Below are 15358 nucleotides of genomic sequence, written 5' to 3'. Positions count from 1 at the left end.
GGATTAAGGGGTGGGGTGCAATGACTATGGGAATAACAACTAATTACCCGGACATGATATTACTTGAGCTTTATAAAAGCCAAGTTAAAGGTATGAAAAGTACTTTTAACCCACACCTAACCAGGGCTATTTCATTCTCATCTAGTCCGCCTCAGAATGAATTCACCAGTCTAATAGCACTCATTCGTCTTTAGACGACTAAGAAAAGGTTATAGTCCGTTTTAACGGACTTTAGCTATGAGCCGCTGAACTTCAGTTCTGGGCGTTTTCTGTCTAGAACGAAATAGCCCTGCACCTAACAGATTTACCGAAACAGTGCTGACTAACCTACGGAATGTGGGTTCATAGTGTCGTAACTTTTTTACAAGATTTGACTAAAATTGATCACATTATTGGCATCAAAATGATAGTAATAACTGGTTATTGTATTAATAACCAGTTAAAGAGTGGGTTAACGATTGTTACTCATTTAAGTTCTAGAAGGAGGATTCAGCGCAACGAACTCCTGAGTTTTTATATCAATTTTATGTGGCAGATGTCCATGCGTAGGATTATTGGACAACTTCACCTGAAGTTGGTCAGTTTGACATCCTGCTTTTGTCGCATGTGCCAATGCCGACTCAATAACTTCTTTCTCGTTGAGTACACGTCCAGCTTTCAAGGTTGTGATTGTATGAACATGTGCAATGCGTCCTGTACCCGGATCATATAATGCAACAACTCTAACATCAGATATTTCAGGAGCCTTTCCAGCTTGATGGGTAAACTGTTGAACCATAATGTGTTTCTCCTTTTTAATTTCAATTGACCGCTGGCCAGTAGAAGAAGTTTACTAAGCTGTAAGCCGCACAGTTCGATACTCGTATCTGGTAAGATGCGCTTGTTAGTCCATTTCTACTGAATACTCGTGTGGAATCAAATCTGTCAATATCTGGAAACGAATCTGTACGTGTCACGCCATTGTTATCTAAAAAACTACATCCAGTAAAACCGATATCTACGTGAGCTTTGTCATCAAATTCGTAGTACCCACCAAGGCTAATTTCTGCAATTGTTGATGTTGGTGGAAGCTCGAACTGAAAGCTTGCACTATAGTTATCTGAATCGGTTGTATATGCCCAACGGGTTTCACTATGCATACCATCCATAACTAACCTCTCTTTATGAAGACCACAGGAATTTTTATAGTATGTCTTTATATAACAACGCAGCAGTACCCCTATGGGTACTTTTATGATTAGCCAGTCAAGTGCGGAATGTGGGATATACTTACCTATAACTTTTTGGATTCAGTCGGGCGTTGTGGTTGCGCTACGGGCAACTACCTCGTTGCGTGCCGCAGCTACGCCTGCCGCAGGCATCGCATTCCTCTCAAGGTGCTTTTCACTCGGAGTATGATAACCCGCAACTTGGGTTATTAAGATTTATGTTCTTGATTGCTGGTCAACATCTGCTAATCTGCGGTAAACCTTGTAGTAATCAATTTTCATTCCCAGAGGTGTCGGGATAATTTTTAGATACTCATAAGTAGATAGACAAAAATATTTACAGTCATTGCGAGCGAAGCGTTCGCGGAGCGTCTCGTTGGCGCAGCCTCTCGTAGAGAAGAGAAGCAATCTCAGCCCTTGCGATTGCTTCATTCCGCTTCGCTCCATTCGCAATGACATTGTGTAATTAATTCTGTCCGACTACTTATTAGGGCGCTGATGTAGCTATCATCATACGTCCTTGTATCCCCTCAAGGACGTATGATATTCAACAGTTGTATCGCTCGTCTGATATCTGAAATATTGCGATCGCCATCCATCTGAGATTGGCTTTCGCTATAGCCTTTGGATTTCTTTTCAGCGACGAAATTAGGGAGTTTCGCAACGGCTTTGTCTCTACTTCCTAATATATGAACTTTGGTTTGTGCTTGATAACCCTAAATTTTGTATATTACATATGTATGATGCGTAAACCCTAACTTGATTGTGATAATACGTTTAGCTAACTCAAACCTGTTTATCCTAAACTGTTAAAGTTCCTTGTACTACACGTGAGTAGGGCCAATGACTGCTTTATCACCAGATAATTCGATCAGTTCCTCAAGCACTCAGACCCTAGATATAGCTAGGCAAGAGTATCAATATAACTACACCCATATTCCATCTATTGCTATGGTGGATAAGCTTTCTTTGGCAGAAGAGTTCAGCACTAACTGGTATTTTTTATTAGCCCAGCAGTTACGAGTTGTTTTTGTCAATACCCTGATCGTCAACCGAGGCAATCAGGGTTCCAAATCGATTCGTGATGATGTCGAAAGGTTTATTTTAGAAGCCTTGCTCAAGGGAGCAATACCAGCCCGAATCACCATTCTGGCGAGAATCCTGCAAATTCTCCCCCAGTTTTGGTTCAGAGCGATATCTAAGGATGTTAGAGAACTCGACGATCTTTTCTTTTCTATTCTTAAAGAAAACGGACTTGTGATCCTCAGAGATACTCTAAATCGGGTAATTACCCTTCTATATGAAGGACAGCCCACAGGACATGCAACCAGTCTCAAGGACTACGAAAATTTGTTTCCGGTGATTGGTGTACCAGCGATCGCTAAAACTTACGAGGAAGATGAAGTATTTGCCTACATGCGAGTAGCTGGCTACAATCCCGTCATGATCGAGCGAGTAACCACTCCAGGCGATCGCTTCCCAGTCACAGACGAACATTACCAAGCAGTGATGGGAACTGACGATTCATTAGCAGCAGCCGGACTTGAAGGAAGGCTCTACTTAGCTGACTATAAAATGTTAGAGGGTGCGATCAACGGTACATACCCGATTGATCAAAAATATGTCTATGCTCCCCTGGCACTGTTTGCCTTACCCAAAGGCTCAGACCCCACCCGTCTATTGCGGCCGATCGCCATTCAATGCGGTCAAACCCCAGGACTAGATTATCCGATTATTACCCCTAACACCGGTAAATACCCTTGGCTTTTTGCCAAAACAGTTGTCCAAATAGCAGATGCCAACTTCCACGAACCGATTACTCACCTAGCAAGAACTCACCTATTAGTTGGTGCTTTGGCGATCGCCACCTATCGACAACTGCCACTCACCCATCCCCTAAGAATTCTGCTGCGCCCGCATTTTGACACCACCTTAGCAATTAACGATACTGCCCAACGGATTCTCATTGCTCCTGGCGGTGGTGTCGATAGATTACTCTCAGCATCAATCGATAACTCTCGCGTTTTAGCAGTGCTAGGGTTGCAAAGCTATGGTTTCAATAGTGCCATCTTACCCAAGCAATTCCAACAGCGCGGTGTGGATGATCCCAACCTATTGCCTGTTTATCCTTACCGAGATGATGCACTATTAGTCTGGGATGCCATTCATCAATGGGTTTCAGACTACCTAAACCTTTACTACACCACGGATGAAGACATTCAGAAAGACACAGCCCTGCAAGCGTGGGCAGCCGAAATCTCAGCTTACGATGGTGGTCGCATCCCCGATTTTGGCGAAGATGGTCGCATCAAAACGCTCAATTACCTGATTGATGCCACGACGCTGATTATTTTCACTGCCAGCGCTCAACATGCTGCGGTTAACTTTCCGCAAAAAGATTTTATGAGCTACGCCGCAGCTATTCCAATGGCAGGTTATTTACCAGCCTCAACTCTCAAAAGAGAAATTACTGAGCAAGACTACCTTAATTTGCTCCCCCCCTTAGATCAGGCGCAACGGCAATACAACATACTCAGCTTGTTGGGGTCTGTATACTACAACAAGCTGGGCGAGTATCAGCAAGGATACTTTACAGACCAGAAAGTAAAACCATTGTTACAGGCATTCCACAGTAATCTTCAGCAGGTAGAAGATACCATCAAGCAACGTAATTTGCACCGTCCCACCTATGAGTATCTGCTTCCTTCTAAAATTCCTCAGAGCATCAATATCTGAATTGGGGACTGGGGAAACTACTAAGCCTAATGACAAATGACCAATGACAAATGACAAATGACAAATGACAAATGACCAATGACAAATGACAAAAAGTAAATATTATGACACTTAAAGATAAAGTCCTCAAAGGTCACGATCGCCAGCTATGGCTTGCACCTATACTAGCCAAAGTAGGTTATGACACTGCGATCGGCAAGCTTCTGCGCTTAGTTTTTTATTACATGGATGCCTCAATCATGCTCAACGCATGGCGAGACTTTCTGTACATCCGTAAGGACAATATTGGAGATAAGTATTTTGCAGTAGACCAAGCAATTATGCATTCCTCTCACACCCAGGTGAGAGAACTAATGCAAACCCAACCACAACTGCGGGGAAATGATTTAGGCATCATCAGAATATTAGCTCCTAGCTACCTACTCGATAATCCTCTGAGCTTGGGAACAAACGGTAACGAACACACAGGACTACGTGCTGTGTTCTTACAAGCCTTACCGGAACCGTCAGAGCAGATAGACTTTTTAGGGTATCTAGTAGAGCAAAGCCTGTTAGAGGCTGCTAGACAGGGCAAATTACACATCGGCAACGATTTGCCAAAGATCATGCTGTCGATTTTGCACCAACTGGTTTTTCAGATATCTTTATCTGAGGAAGAAATCACAGCATCGAGTAATTACATTAAAGGTTTGGCTCTCGCATCCTTGCCAAATTTTATTAACAAGTATCTGCTGGCAATATTAACAGCCCCAAAAATTCGGCATCGTCAGTATTTAACCAAGAAATATCAACAATCTGCCAAATGGGCATCTTACTTTGAAACAGGCGCTCAGTATCAGTTGAACGAACACCAAATCGCTAATAGCCTTTTCGATATGATTCATATTGCCGGTACTGCTGGCACAAGTGGGCTTTTGGGATCTGTTATTGGTGTTTTATGCTTGGATAATGCCCTCAGAAATAATGTAGTGTCAGAAGTCAATGCAGTTTGGAATGGCAAGGAAAGTTTAGACTCAGAGGCTCTAGAACAGTCAACACTTCTCAATCAAGTAATTCTGGAAACGGCTCGTCTCTATCCACCTGTGCGATTTGTTAGCCAACTCGCCACTCAAGCGGGTGAAGTTGAGATTGGAGAACAAAAATGTCCATTCCAAAAAGGTACTCGTCTGCTTGGCTCTATTTTTACAGCTAATCGGGATGCCAACAGATACCAAAATCCAAATGATTTTGACGTAACACGGAATTTTTCAGATATCTTATCTTGGAACGGTGAAGGGCATGAGCGAGCCTGTCCTGGTAGATCCTTATCAATTGGCTTTATCAAGATTTTCTGTTTACATCTATTCAAGAACTATCAATGGGACTCAATTACAGAAGTAAAGTGGGATTTTGAAAAAGTGACTGCCGTTACTCCTAATAATTTAGTGCTACAAGGTTTTGCTAAACGACTGTAAGTCTTGAAGTCAGGAGTTTTGAGTTTGGAATTAGAGGATGTTTGAGAAGTATCAAATATTTCTTTATCTCCCCTAACCACTTAAAAAAAGGGGCATAAGAAGTTAAAAGTCATTAAAAAAGCCCTGAATATAGTGGGAGTTACAACTGTTTGGTGTATCGCCAACTTTTCAGACATCCTCTTAATACCCTATAATTATTTGTTTTGGTTGTATCTTAAGTAAGAATTAGGAATTAAAAATTATTATGGCTGAATTAATCGAGAAAAAGCGACTTAATAATATTGCAACCTGGATGATTCCAATCAAACAAACAAACTTACCATCTGTCCTTAAGGGTGTGTTTTTTATGGATGGCAATCCAGCGCCAGATACTTGCATCACTATGCACAATTTAGAATGGGATACACAGAACAGAGTTTTGGCATTACCAGTCTTTGCACCGTTGCAGTGGACTTTTCATAACTCGATTGCTGGCTGGATATCACTACGTTTTATTCAATGGTTTGAGTTAACTTACAAAATTCAGTTTGAAGATGAAACTTTGCAGCAAGCCAAAGTCATACCTTTTTTGCTGGGAATACCAATTTCAAGATCGATTGTGAGTTTTACAATGTCCAAAGACAAAAATTCTCTCAATGGAGATATTTGGCACAGAAAGAACGTTTGGTTCGGTGGACTTTCTAGGGCTGGTGAGTATACTCTTCGTAGGGTTGTTGATGAAGATGGTCGTTATACTCCTGCTTTTTACGAGATGCTTCCCAGAGTTCCAAATCAGTGTTTAGTGATTGTAAGAAACTCAAAGGACAATGCCTCTAATAATATCAGTAACATGTTATAGGAATCCGATTTGATTCCTGAACTTACTTGTGTAGGGAGGGAACAGGGAAGAAGGGATAGATCCGTACTGAGTTATTTCAAAAATCAAATACGAGTCCTATATCCTATTAGACATTGAATAACTCTCTAATAAAAAGTTATTCTCAAAGCTGCTAAAACTTTAATTCTTTCATTAAGCTCAACAGTGCTTTATTTCCCTTTGTAGGAAAAAACATGGTTGAATTATTACTGGATCAAATATAAACATATACTTTGCACAAGTACGATGGTACGTAGCACCCGACACAGGCGATGCTCTCGCAGGAAACCGTCGTAGACTAGCACTACTTTATTTTCAGCTTTGCCTGCGAGTCATAGCCATCACTGCCTTGACCGTAAGCTCCGTTAAGTCGCCCAAAGTTGGTAAAATGTCTTCTGCGGAACAAACAAGGGGTAGGTCATCTCCAAGCCAGACCCAAACCTGTTGGCGAGTTATGTCTATTAGCCAAGCTAGTTGCGTTCCATTGCTGAGGCAGTGGAGAATTTTGTTCTGCAAGTCTAGGGTGCTTTGGTCAGGAGAGCGAATTTCAATTAACCAGTCCGGTGCTCCCTCTAGGGGCCCATCTTCATCGGCAAGGCGATCGCAATCAACGACAGAAATATCCGGTACTGGGGAGTAGGGAGGTACAATACAGCGCAATTCTTGCACGGCTTCAAACCGCTCAGTATGACGATTTATGTAATTTACCAAATTGCGTTGTAGCCGCGAGTGAAAAAGGGTTGGCATTGGTTTTTGCAGCGCTTGCCCGTTAATTAACTCCCATGCGGGGGAAGCCTCAATGTTGGGTTGAGAGAGAAACTCGGCTAAAGGGGTCGTTGCTACTGACTTCATAATGAGCTTTCCTCGAATTTTACCACTCACTTATGAGAGCATGGATTCTTACCACACTTTAATATTATTAAACTATAGAACTCCTGCCTGATTTCTGAACAAGATTTCAGATAAAACCCTGAGAAAACGGGCTTTTCAGTCTCAGGATGTTTTCAAAAATCAAATCGGAGTCCTAGATGGGTGTAAAGTGTGTTTAAGATATGGCTCTCGATTGATTCCATAGTGTTGAGATAGAAATATTAAACATGATATTGTTATAGACTTTCATACTCCTAAAATGCACCAATTAACAGATTTGGCTCTAGGATCAATTGATGATTAAAATGGCGATCGCACTACTATCTAATTAAAACTCAGCGATCGCTCGTCACTGCTTACCCCGCAGAAGCGATCGCACTCCCTCACTTTTTCCTTAGTCCAGCGGAGAGAGAAGTCTGTTCGCCCTGGCTCAATTTGACTGTTCCTTACCAACACTACTTATTAAAGTATCCTCTTTGCCAATTGTGCTATTTCTATAGTTATTATTTTTAAAGTATCGATGTTTAATCTATCGGTTCACTAAATAGCTGTCAAGTCCCATCTTTGCCCACTCGCTATGTTCTTTCGCAGTATTATATAAACGCGAAACTATCTCTTCCCTGGTGGATGTGCAATGATGCCTGTACGTCAAACTTTATCAAAGCCTGATATCCAACTTTCTTACTTAGAGTGGAACCAAGGTCAAGAACCTTTATTGCTGTTACACGGCTTAGGCGACCATGCTCTAGTGTGGTCTAGTTTAGGGAATTACTTAGCGGCAGACTACCACATAGTTGCACCAGATATGCGCGGACATGGCCAAAGTAGTAAGCCTGAGAGAGATTATACTTTTGAAAGTGCGATCGCAGACCTCGAAGCACTCATGGATCATCTCGGATGGACTTTTGCCCATATTGTCAGTCACTCGTGGACAGGCAAATTAACCGCCATCTGGGCAAAGCAAAACCCAAAGCGTTTGCGGAGTATAATTTTGGTCGATCCGATTTTCATCTGGAAAATGCCCAGCCTTTTCAGGGTAACTTTTCCGATGTTGTATCGCTTCTTGCCTTTCCTCAAAAGCATGGGTCCCTTTGCCAGTCATGAAGAAGCCGAACAACAAGCACGGCAGTTAAAGCAATATCAAGAATGGAGTTCCTTACAGCAGCAAGTTTTCCAAGCAGGAATAGAACAAAAACTCGATGGTAGTTGGGGCAGCAAATTTACTATAGCCGCCCGTGACGGGATTTTTGAGGAAGTCATGCAAGTGCCTGGTTTTACAATCCCCCTTGATACCCATGCCCTCTTTGTCCAACCAGAACAAGGTCTAAATCGCCAAGATTGGCAAATCAAACCCTACAAAACCTATCTCAAAAACCTACGCATCTGCCAAGTTCCCGGCAATCATTGGCCGTTTTTGACACAACCAGAGGCATTTAACCAAACTGTAGCAGCTTTCTTGGCAGAACACAGATAGAAAATCTGATTATTATTAGACGGGATTATCATACGACAACAGAATAATTAATAGGAGCGATGTCTAGCGACAAGGTGCTACGCGTCTGCGCTCCTCTTAAATCAGTTATTAGTTATCAGTAACCCATGAACGCTGATAACCAATAACTGATAACTGTTAAAGTACGGATAAGCCAGTCATGAGCCTTTGTATCAATCCCGTTTGCCCTAAACCAAATCACCCGGATAATCATCAAAACCGCTTTTGTCAAAGTTGTGGTTCCCATTTGGAATTGCTAGGGCGTTATCGGGTAACGTGCCTGTTGAGTGACAAAACAGGGTTTAGTAAAGTTTATGAAGCATACGAACAACATACCCCTAAAATCCTCAAGATACTCAAAGAGGATCTATCAGGCGACGCCAAAGCAGTAGAACTATTTCAGCAAGAAGTAACCGTATTGGGACAATTCAAGCATCCTGGCATTCCCAACGAAGATAGTTACTTCCAGTATCAAACCCGAAATGGTTTAGTATTGCATTGCATTGCAATGGAAAAAATCGATGGGTACAACTTAGAACAGTGGCTAAAGCAGCAGAATCACCCTATTTCTCAAGAACAAGCGATCGCCTGGTTAAAACAGTTAATAGAAATTTTGGATTTAGTGCATAGCAAACAGTACTTACATCGAGATATTAAGCCATCTAATATCATGATTCGATCCCCCATTGGGAAGAGTTGGGGGAATTTGGTACTGATTGATTTTGGCACTGCCACTGAAATTGGTAGAACCTACCCAGAGCAACTCAGCAACAGCGACGGTATGACAGCACTTATGTCATCTGGCTACAGCGCTCCAGAACAAATGAATGCTCAAGCAGTACCGCAATCAGATTTCTTTGCCTTGGGACGCACATTTATATTTTTACTCACGGGATACCATCCCTTAGATATGTATGATATGCAGCACAATTTGTTGCACTGGCAAAATCATGCCACCCATATCTCACCCTTGCTATTGAATTTAATTGATTGGCTAACAGCAACTGATATAGAAAAGCGTCCTGCTAACACTCAGGAAATTTTACACCGCCTAGAAGAAATTGAAACCCAACTAACAGAAACTACTCCTAAAAATATTAATTTAGCAGGCAATCTTAACACCGAGCAGTTGTCCCCGCCAATTACTAAAACTTTCTCGCCTCCAGATAAACAGCCAGAAGAAGTACGACTACTGGCATTTTTTGTAGCCCTACTAGTGATATTAGGATTACTTAGTATAATGGCATTAGCAACGCGGACATCAAAATTTACTTTGATGCCAAATTACGAACAATCTCCAGAGAAAAAAGGTAAGATTGATTATTTCCCTTATAAAGAAGGTAGAGATAGTCAAGGGAAGGTAGCCGAATTTAATATAGCTGTTTTATCACTAGAATATAAATGGCTTTTAGGTAGCAATTTTCAAATTAAATATAATGATGAAATTATTAGTCTAGACCTTTTAAAGTTGAGCTTAGAACAAGAAGGTATACAAAATATAATGGAAGACCCCAGTGAGATTATCTCTGTAGGTACAGTTTCTTGTAAAGGTGATACAGTAGTTCAAGAACGTATGGCTCTAGAACGTTCCAAAAAAATACACTTTTTAGTAAAAAAACTATTTATTAATACACCAAATGTCAAAAATTATCGGTTATTAAATTTGGGTCAATTTCAACGGAGTGATTGTCAGGGAAATCAGGATTTAACTAAATATCAGAGAAGTATTATAATTATTGGTGTGAAAAAACAATCAGCAGGTTTAATTCTGGATGAGGCATTACGGGATAGGTTGGAAAAAAAGCCTTTTGCTGATTTTAAGTTAGAAGATTACTCTTTGGGGTCGGCGGAAAAGTTTAAGACGATGCCAAGTAATTTATAAAATATTTTTTCAACGGTATTAAGTTGGATTTTTTTAAAATATGTGTTGGCATAAAATAGTATTAATGTTGGATTTTGGTTCGCTCCACCCAACTTACAAAGAATTGCAATTTCACTGTTTATAGCTTAACCGAACCATATTGGGAGATTGAAGATTGCGCTAAATATCAAAACTTTTTGTAAGATGAGCTTTTAACTGTTCTCGATAATCATCTAAGCTTTTGGATTGACATGATATAGGATGAACCTGTATCATCCCTCTCCAATACTTTATTTTTTGGTCGTCCAGTATAGCAACGGACAGGAAGCTTAGGACAGAGATCAATTCACAATCTATCCTGTTGAAGGCATCTACCGCCAACTTGTCCTAACGTCTTTGGCGACTGCTATAACATCTGAGGTTTGGGCAAAAATGCCTCAAAAATCTCCAATATTCCAAGTTCCCTTGCAGTATTCTTCGCATACTCTGATCCACCAGAACTCCAGCAATAGAGTTTAGCCCCCTGTTTCTTAAGTTCTTTGACATGTTCTATCGTTGCAGTAATTGGTATTCTTTTCGCACCATAACTTCGGACTAATGTGTCATCTATATCAACATAGATATAAAATTCTTGTGGTGAGTTAGTACCTTGCATGGCTTTTTTTGCTACCTTCGTATTAGACAGCGCTTTAGTTCAGCAAATCATTGGGTGGGATTTTTTTGGTTAAATGTTAAATTATTTAAGCTCCCATCCCAGAATACCGCTTCAAACCTGCACGCCAGAGCAAACGATTCGCACCTAAAAACACTAATATCCATCCCAGCATTGACCAAAATCCCCGCCCTATATCCACGGGTAACCCTACCAAAACACTCGCAGGAAAATTAATCAAATAGGGAAAAGGCGTAAACATCACTATTTTTTGCACAGGTTCTGGAAAGACCTCTAAAGGTGCTATCAAACCAGATAAAAATAAATAAAATAACAACCAGAAATTTTCTAAAGCGCTAGCCCGTTCTGTCCAAAAGGTGAACATAGCAAAGGTGTACTGAATCACAAATCGCAAAGTAAAAGCTAGCACCGCCGCCAATGTAAATAACAAAAATCTACTTAAACTTGGTACCCAAAAAGCCTGGGGATAGAGAATAAAAAACAATGCCACTAAGAGAAAAGCAAACATTAGGCGGGCAAATCTTTCAGAAATATGCCCCGCAACATGATGCCACACTGGGTCGAGCGGTTGTAGTAACTTCGGCGAAAGCTTGCCTTCCACTACCTCTGTTTCAAAGTCCCAAATTACCCAAACAACTGTGAGTTGCCTGACAATGAAAACCGTGATAAAGTAACGGGCAAAATCCACAGGTGATAATCCAAACTGTCCTCCTTGTGCCGCCTGTATCCACACACCCATGAGGATAATCGGCAAAGACCCAGCCAAAACCCATAAGATTAGTTCTGCCCGATATTCAACCATATAGGCGTAGTATACTGACAGCAAAGTTAAGGTTTTTCTGATTATCCGCTTCATTTATTCACTTCCCGCTACAAAAATTACCCACCTACTCATACCATTTCTTTTTGAAGATGCGCCTATAGAACTTACCCAAAACCGCGCTGTAGGGGCAATTCATGAATTGCCCCTACGTGAATAAAGCGCAGCCTCACATAGAATTGGTATCAGCACCGACTACACAACACCTGCCTGAAAAACTCGTCCAATCACTTCTTCTACAGGCGGTTCGGTGACAGTTAAATCAATTACCTCCAAATCCGCCAAAATCTGAGAAACGGTGCGGGTAAGCGCCTTTCTCGACACCATAAAACGCACCGATCGCCCTTCTAAGAGTTGCACATCACCATAGGTCATAAGTTTTTCTATCGGTAGAGGTTGGGCTAACTCTATATGGACTTCCCGATAAGGAGCAAAACGTTCCAGCAGTCCATTTAAGCTACCGTCATACATCAGCTTCCCCTCATGAATCAACAGCACCCGTTGACACAAAGCTGTGATGTCAGCCATGTAATGACTTGTCAACAGTACTGTAGCCTGATAACGCTGATTGTACTCGCGCAAGAACTCGCGCACTGCTGCTTGAGCATTTACATCCAATCCCAGCGTTGGTTCATCTAAGAATAATACGTGGGGACGGTGCAAAAGTGCTGCTAGCAATTCCGCCTTCATTCGCTCACCCAAAGAGAGTTTCCGCACTGGTTGGGTAAGTTTGCCTTCTAGGGAAAGCATCTCTGTTAATTCTCCCACCCGCCGTTGGAACTCTTTATCAGAGATGTCGTATACAGCAGCGTTAATTTTCAAAGAATCCAGCGCTGGCAAGTCCCAAATTAGCTGCTGCTTTTGCCCCATCACCAAGGTAATTTTTTGCAAAAATGCTTCTTTACGATGAAACGGAATTTGTCCAGCGACTGTGACTGTACCGCTAGAGGGATGAATCAGTCCTGTGAGCATTTTGAGTGTGGTGGTTTTACCAGCACCGTTTGGCCCCAAAAACCCTACTACTTCACCAGGGGCAATTTCAAAGGAAACATCCTGAACTGCTTTAATTGAGCGGTAGGTGCGGCGAAAAAAGTGGGTGATTGTACCTTTAATACCTGGACTTTTAACTGCCACTGGATAAGATTTACTCAGATTTTCAGCAATGATAATTGACATATTTTTTATATTAGAACCACAGATGTAAGTAAGTGGGCAAGAATAAATCAAACTATGTTACGCAATATAAGTTTAATTAAATTGGCTATTAGTAAGGGCTGGAGCCGCTTACTACAGGGAGCATCTCAATGAGTGTAAAAAGCCTTGTAAAACCTCACCCCAACCCTCTCCTTGGTAAGGAGAGGGAGCAAGAATCTTGTTTATTATCTGGTATATTTGCACTCATTGAGATGCTCCCCTTAGTACAAATCTTTAATTATTCATACCCATTTACATAGGTAAACACACATAAATCATTGGTGTTTAGGGCTGTTTACAGTAGGAGTCATTGAATTTTAGATTTTAGATTTTAGATTTTAGATTTTTCCTTCAATCCAAAATCTAAAATCGGCAGGGTCAGAAGTAAAATTCCTGTATGTATCTGTGGTTCTAAATAGTAAAGCAGGGATTTTTGCTAGTGACAGCTATCATGATTTCCTAGCACAATCTACATATAGTTTCACCGTAAACGTCCCGATCGCAATGTACTAATAATTAACCACAAACCCAATAAACTAGCGACTGCAAATAGGATGCTGCTTAAAAAAGATAGCTCAGTTGTCTGCGCTCTGGTGGAAATAATTGCTGCACCCATAATCAGCGAACCCACTAAAATACTAAAAGATAGTCGGTTAGCCGCATCGTCCATAGTGCGCCGCACGCCATCTAACCCCCGCAGCGATAGATTCCACTGTAAGGTTTCTGAGGTAACTCGGTCTAATAACAGTTCTATTTGGCGGGGAGATTGGAGAGACAGACTTTTAATATCTAAGGCTGTCCGTAATAGCGATCGCACTGGATTATCGCCTAGTAATTGCCGACGAAACAAGTCTGTAATTAATGGTTTGACTTCATCAAAAAAATTAAGCTCCGGGTTGAATGTCCGCGCCACACCTTCTAAATTTGCTAGGGTTTTGGCATACAAACCCATATTACTAGGCAACCTAATTTTATTGTTGCGGGCAACTTGTAAAACTTCATAGATTATCTGACTGAAGTTTATTTGCGTTAGGCTGACGTTGTGATACTTTCGTAACATGCGATCGTAATCATTTTCTAACCGCGATAAAATTACTGGTTGAGCAGAATCTGAGAGCTGCAAAGTTAACTGAGCGCACCTTTGAGCATCTAAATCAACGATCGCTAACAACATTTCTGTTAATATTTGCTGTGTACGCGGGTCAAGTCTTCCCACCATGCCACAGTCTAAGAGGGCAACACGACCATCTTTGAGATAAAACAAGTTTCCTGGATGAGGATCAGCGTGAAAAAAGCCATCAATATATAGTTGCTGAAAAAATACCCGAAATAACAAAGTAGTTATTTCTTTACGCTTTGCGGCAGGGTCTTTAACGTTGGTGTCACTTTCCAAATCCGCCGACAGGAACGGCACGCCATCCAGCCATTGCATCACCAGTAATTTTTCTGTGGTCAATTCCCAGTTAATTTCCGCAACCACTATTTGTGTCGGATCAAACCAACGACTTTTAGATAAGTTGCGCCGGAGTTGGTCTGTAAAACCCGCTTCCCGTTTAAAATCTAATTCAGCTTCTAAAGCTTTGGTAAATTCTTCGGCGATAGATTTGATTTCGTAGGTTTGCCCAAACTCAGTACGTGCCACTAAATCGGCAATCCCTTGAATTAAGGCAATATCTTGAGCAATAGTAATATCAATTCCCGGACGTTGCACTTTCAGAGCGACTTCTCGACCGTCTGCTAGTGTAGCGCGATGTGTCTGAGCAATTGATCCCGCCGCTACGGGGATCGGGTTAATTGTGCTGAAGGTTTCTGCTAGTGAACGTTTTAATTCTTTGCGGAGGACTATTTCGATCTCTGACCAGGGAACTGCTGGTACTTCATCTTGAAGAGTTGACAGTTCCTCAATGTAGGCGGCGCTAAGTAAATCTGGACGGGTGGAGAGTAGCTGACCAAGTTTAACGTAAACTGGCCCCAAGTCTACCAGGATATTTTTTAAAACCGCAGGTGTCGGTAGCTGGGGTTCATCAGCTTTGCCACCAGTAAGTAGCCTTCGCATATAGTCCCAGCCATTGCGAAGGAATACTTCAAGGATTTCTCGTTGACGGGGAACAGTTTGGGTGAGGAACATTTTGGGGAGTGGGGAGTGGGGAGAAATCAATTCAAAATTCAAGAAAAAGACTGAGGGAGATGGGGA

15 protein-coding genes are annotated in these 15358 nt (G+C 41.6%); 6 read left to right on the top strand and 9 right to left on the bottom strand.

Features of this window, described 5'->3' with window-relative positions:
* Positions 1-194 (top strand): hypothetical protein (locus HWQ41_RS28315; protein ID WP_292770495.1); only part of this gene is annotated, 194 nt, incomplete at its 5' end.
* Positions 195-469: 275 nt separating this feature from the next.
* On the opposite strand, the gene HWQ41_RS28310 is transcribed toward HWQ41_RS28315, so the two are convergent.
* The 3 genes from HWQ41_RS28310 to HWQ41_RS28300 form a co-directional block, all read right to left on the bottom strand.
* Positions 470-778, bottom strand: a complete 309-nt coding sequence (locus tag HWQ41_RS28310) for a hypothetical protein (RefSeq protein WP_292770493.1) — start codon at positions 776-778, stop codon at positions 470-472.
* A gap of 22 nt (positions 779-800) precedes the next feature.
* Positions 801-1148, bottom strand: coding sequence for a hypothetical protein (locus tag HWQ41_RS28305; protein ID WP_292770491.1), 348 nt, complete (start codon positions 1146-1148; stop codon positions 801-803).
* Between the two features lie 276 nt (positions 1149-1424).
* Positions 1425-1640 (bottom strand): hypothetical protein, encoded by a 216-nt coding sequence (locus HWQ41_RS28300; protein ID WP_292770489.1) that lies wholly within the window; start codon positions 1638-1640, stop codon positions 1425-1427.
* Between the two features lie 411 nt (positions 1641-2051).
* Here HWQ41_RS28300 and HWQ41_RS28295 point away from each other — a divergent pair, with 411 nt between their 5' ends.
* The 3 genes from HWQ41_RS28295 (at position 2052) to HWQ41_RS28285 (ending at position 6236) form a co-directional block, all read left to right on the top strand.
* Entirely contained in the window at positions 2052-3944 is a 1893-nt protein-coding gene (locus HWQ41_RS28295; RefSeq protein ID WP_292770487.1) for a lipoxygenase family protein, read from the top strand.
* A gap of 104 nt (positions 3945-4048) precedes the next feature.
* A complete protein-coding gene (locus tag HWQ41_RS28290; RefSeq protein ID WP_292770485.1) occupies positions 4049-5398 on the top strand; it encodes a cytochrome P450 in 1350 nt (449 codons plus the stop codon).
* 244 nt (positions 5399-5642) lie between these two features.
* Positions 5643-6236: a hypothetical protein gene (locus HWQ41_RS28285; protein WP_292770483.1), complete on the top strand. Its 594-nt coding sequence runs from the start codon at positions 5643-5645 to the stop codon at positions 6234-6236.
* A 333-nt stretch (positions 6237-6569) separates the two neighbouring features.
* Here the strand turns inward: HWQ41_RS28285 and HWQ41_RS28280 are convergent, their stop codons facing one another.
* On the bottom strand, positions 6570-7106 hold the full coding sequence (locus tag HWQ41_RS28280) for a Uma2 family endonuclease (RefSeq protein ID WP_292770481.1): 537 nt from the start codon (positions 7104-7106) through the stop codon (positions 6570-6572).
* A gap of 342 nt (positions 7107-7448) precedes the next feature.
* Positions 7449-7577, bottom strand: coding sequence for a hypothetical protein (locus HWQ41_RS28275; protein ID WP_292770479.1), 129 nt, complete (start codon positions 7575-7577; stop codon positions 7449-7451).
* Between the two features lie 184 nt (positions 7578-7761).
* On the opposite strand from HWQ41_RS28275, the gene HWQ41_RS28270 reads away from it, so the two are divergent.
* On the top strand, positions 7762-8598 hold the full coding sequence (locus HWQ41_RS28270) for an alpha/beta hydrolase (RefSeq protein ID WP_292770499.1): 837 nt from the start codon (positions 7762-7764) through the stop codon (positions 8596-8598).
* A 178-nt stretch (positions 8599-8776) separates the two neighbouring features.
* Positions 8777-10498, top strand: coding sequence for a serine/threonine-protein kinase (locus HWQ41_RS28265; protein ID WP_292770477.1), 1722 nt, complete (start codon positions 8777-8779; stop codon positions 10496-10498).
* Positions 10499-10883: 385 nt separating this feature from the next.
* On the opposite strand, the gene HWQ41_RS28260 is transcribed toward HWQ41_RS28265, so the two are convergent.
* The 4 genes from HWQ41_RS28260 to HWQ41_RS28245 all read right to left on the bottom strand — a co-directional run bounded on the left by HWQ41_RS28260 (position 10884) and on the right by HWQ41_RS28245 (position 15292).
* Positions 10884-11132, bottom strand: a complete 249-nt coding sequence (locus tag HWQ41_RS28260) for a hypothetical protein (protein ID WP_292770475.1) — start codon at positions 11130-11132, stop codon at positions 10884-10886.
* A gap of 85 nt (positions 11133-11217) precedes the next feature.
* Positions 11218-12006: an ABC-2 family transporter protein gene (locus HWQ41_RS28255; protein WP_292770473.1), complete on the bottom strand. Its 789-nt coding sequence runs from the start codon at positions 12004-12006 to the stop codon at positions 11218-11220.
* A gap of 159 nt (positions 12007-12165) precedes the next feature.
* Positions 12166-13146, bottom strand: a complete 981-nt coding sequence (locus tag HWQ41_RS28250) for an ATP-binding cassette domain-containing protein (RefSeq protein ID WP_292770471.1) — start codon at positions 13144-13146, stop codon at positions 12166-12168.
* A gap of 499 nt (positions 13147-13645) precedes the next feature.
* Positions 13646-15292, bottom strand: coding sequence for an AarF/ABC1/UbiB kinase family protein (locus tag HWQ41_RS28245; RefSeq protein ID WP_292770497.1), 1647 nt, complete (start codon positions 15290-15292; stop codon positions 13646-13648).
* Between the last annotated feature and the right edge of the window lie 66 nt (positions 15293-15358).

It is taken from the genome of Nostoc sp. NOS(2021) (assembly GCF_017115025.1).
GTDB lineage: Bacteria > Cyanobacteriota > Cyanobacteriia > Cyanobacteriales > Nostocaceae > Nostoc.
This window is presented reverse-complemented; position numbering and strand designations above follow the sequence as displayed.

Bases quoted from the DNA above. Each gene is read 5' to 3' on its own strand.
- HWQ41_RS28265 (WP_292770477.1), top strand. From the start codon at position 8,777: ATGAGCCTTTGTATCAATCCCGTTTGCCCTAAACCAAATCACCCGGAT.
- HWQ41_RS28255 (WP_292770473.1), bottom strand. From the start codon at position 12,006: ATGAAGCGGATAATCAGAAAAACCTTAACTTTGCTGTCAGTATACTAC.
- HWQ41_RS28245 (WP_292770497.1), bottom strand. From the start codon at position 15,292: ATGTTCCTCACCCAAACTGTTCCCCGTCAACGAGAAATCCTTGAAGTA.
- HWQ41_RS28300 (WP_292770489.1), bottom strand. From the start codon at position 1,640: ATGAAGCAATCGCAAGGGCTGAGATTGCTTCTCTTCTCTACGAGAGGC.
- HWQ41_RS28250 (WP_292770471.1), bottom strand. From the start codon at position 13,146: ATGTCAATTATCATTGCTGAAAATCTGAGTAAATCTTATCCAGTGGCA.
- HWQ41_RS28310 (WP_292770493.1), bottom strand. From the start codon at position 778: ATGGTTCAACAGTTTACCCATCAAGCTGGAAAGGCTCCTGAAATATCT.
- HWQ41_RS28260 (WP_292770475.1), bottom strand. From the start codon at position 11,132: ATGCAAGGTACTAACTCACCACAAGAATTTTATATCTATGTTGATATA.
- HWQ41_RS28270 (WP_292770499.1), top strand. From the start codon at position 7,762: ATGCCTGTACGTCAAACTTTATCAAAGCCTGATATCCAACTTTCTTAC.
- HWQ41_RS28305 (WP_292770491.1), bottom strand. From the start codon at position 1,148: ATGGATGGTATGCATAGTGAAACCCGTTGGGCATATACAACCGATTCA.
- HWQ41_RS28280 (WP_292770481.1), bottom strand. From the start codon at position 7,106: ATGAAGTCAGTAGCAACGACCCCTTTAGCCGAGTTTCTCTCTCAACCC.
- HWQ41_RS28295 (WP_292770487.1), top strand. From the start codon at position 2,052: ATGACTGCTTTATCACCAGATAATTCGATCAGTTCCTCAAGCACTCAG.
- HWQ41_RS28285 (WP_292770483.1), top strand. From the start codon at position 5,643: ATGGCTGAATTAATCGAGAAAAAGCGACTTAATAATATTGCAACCTGG.
- HWQ41_RS28290 (WP_292770485.1), top strand. From the start codon at position 4,049: ATGACACTTAAAGATAAAGTCCTCAAAGGTCACGATCGCCAGCTATGG.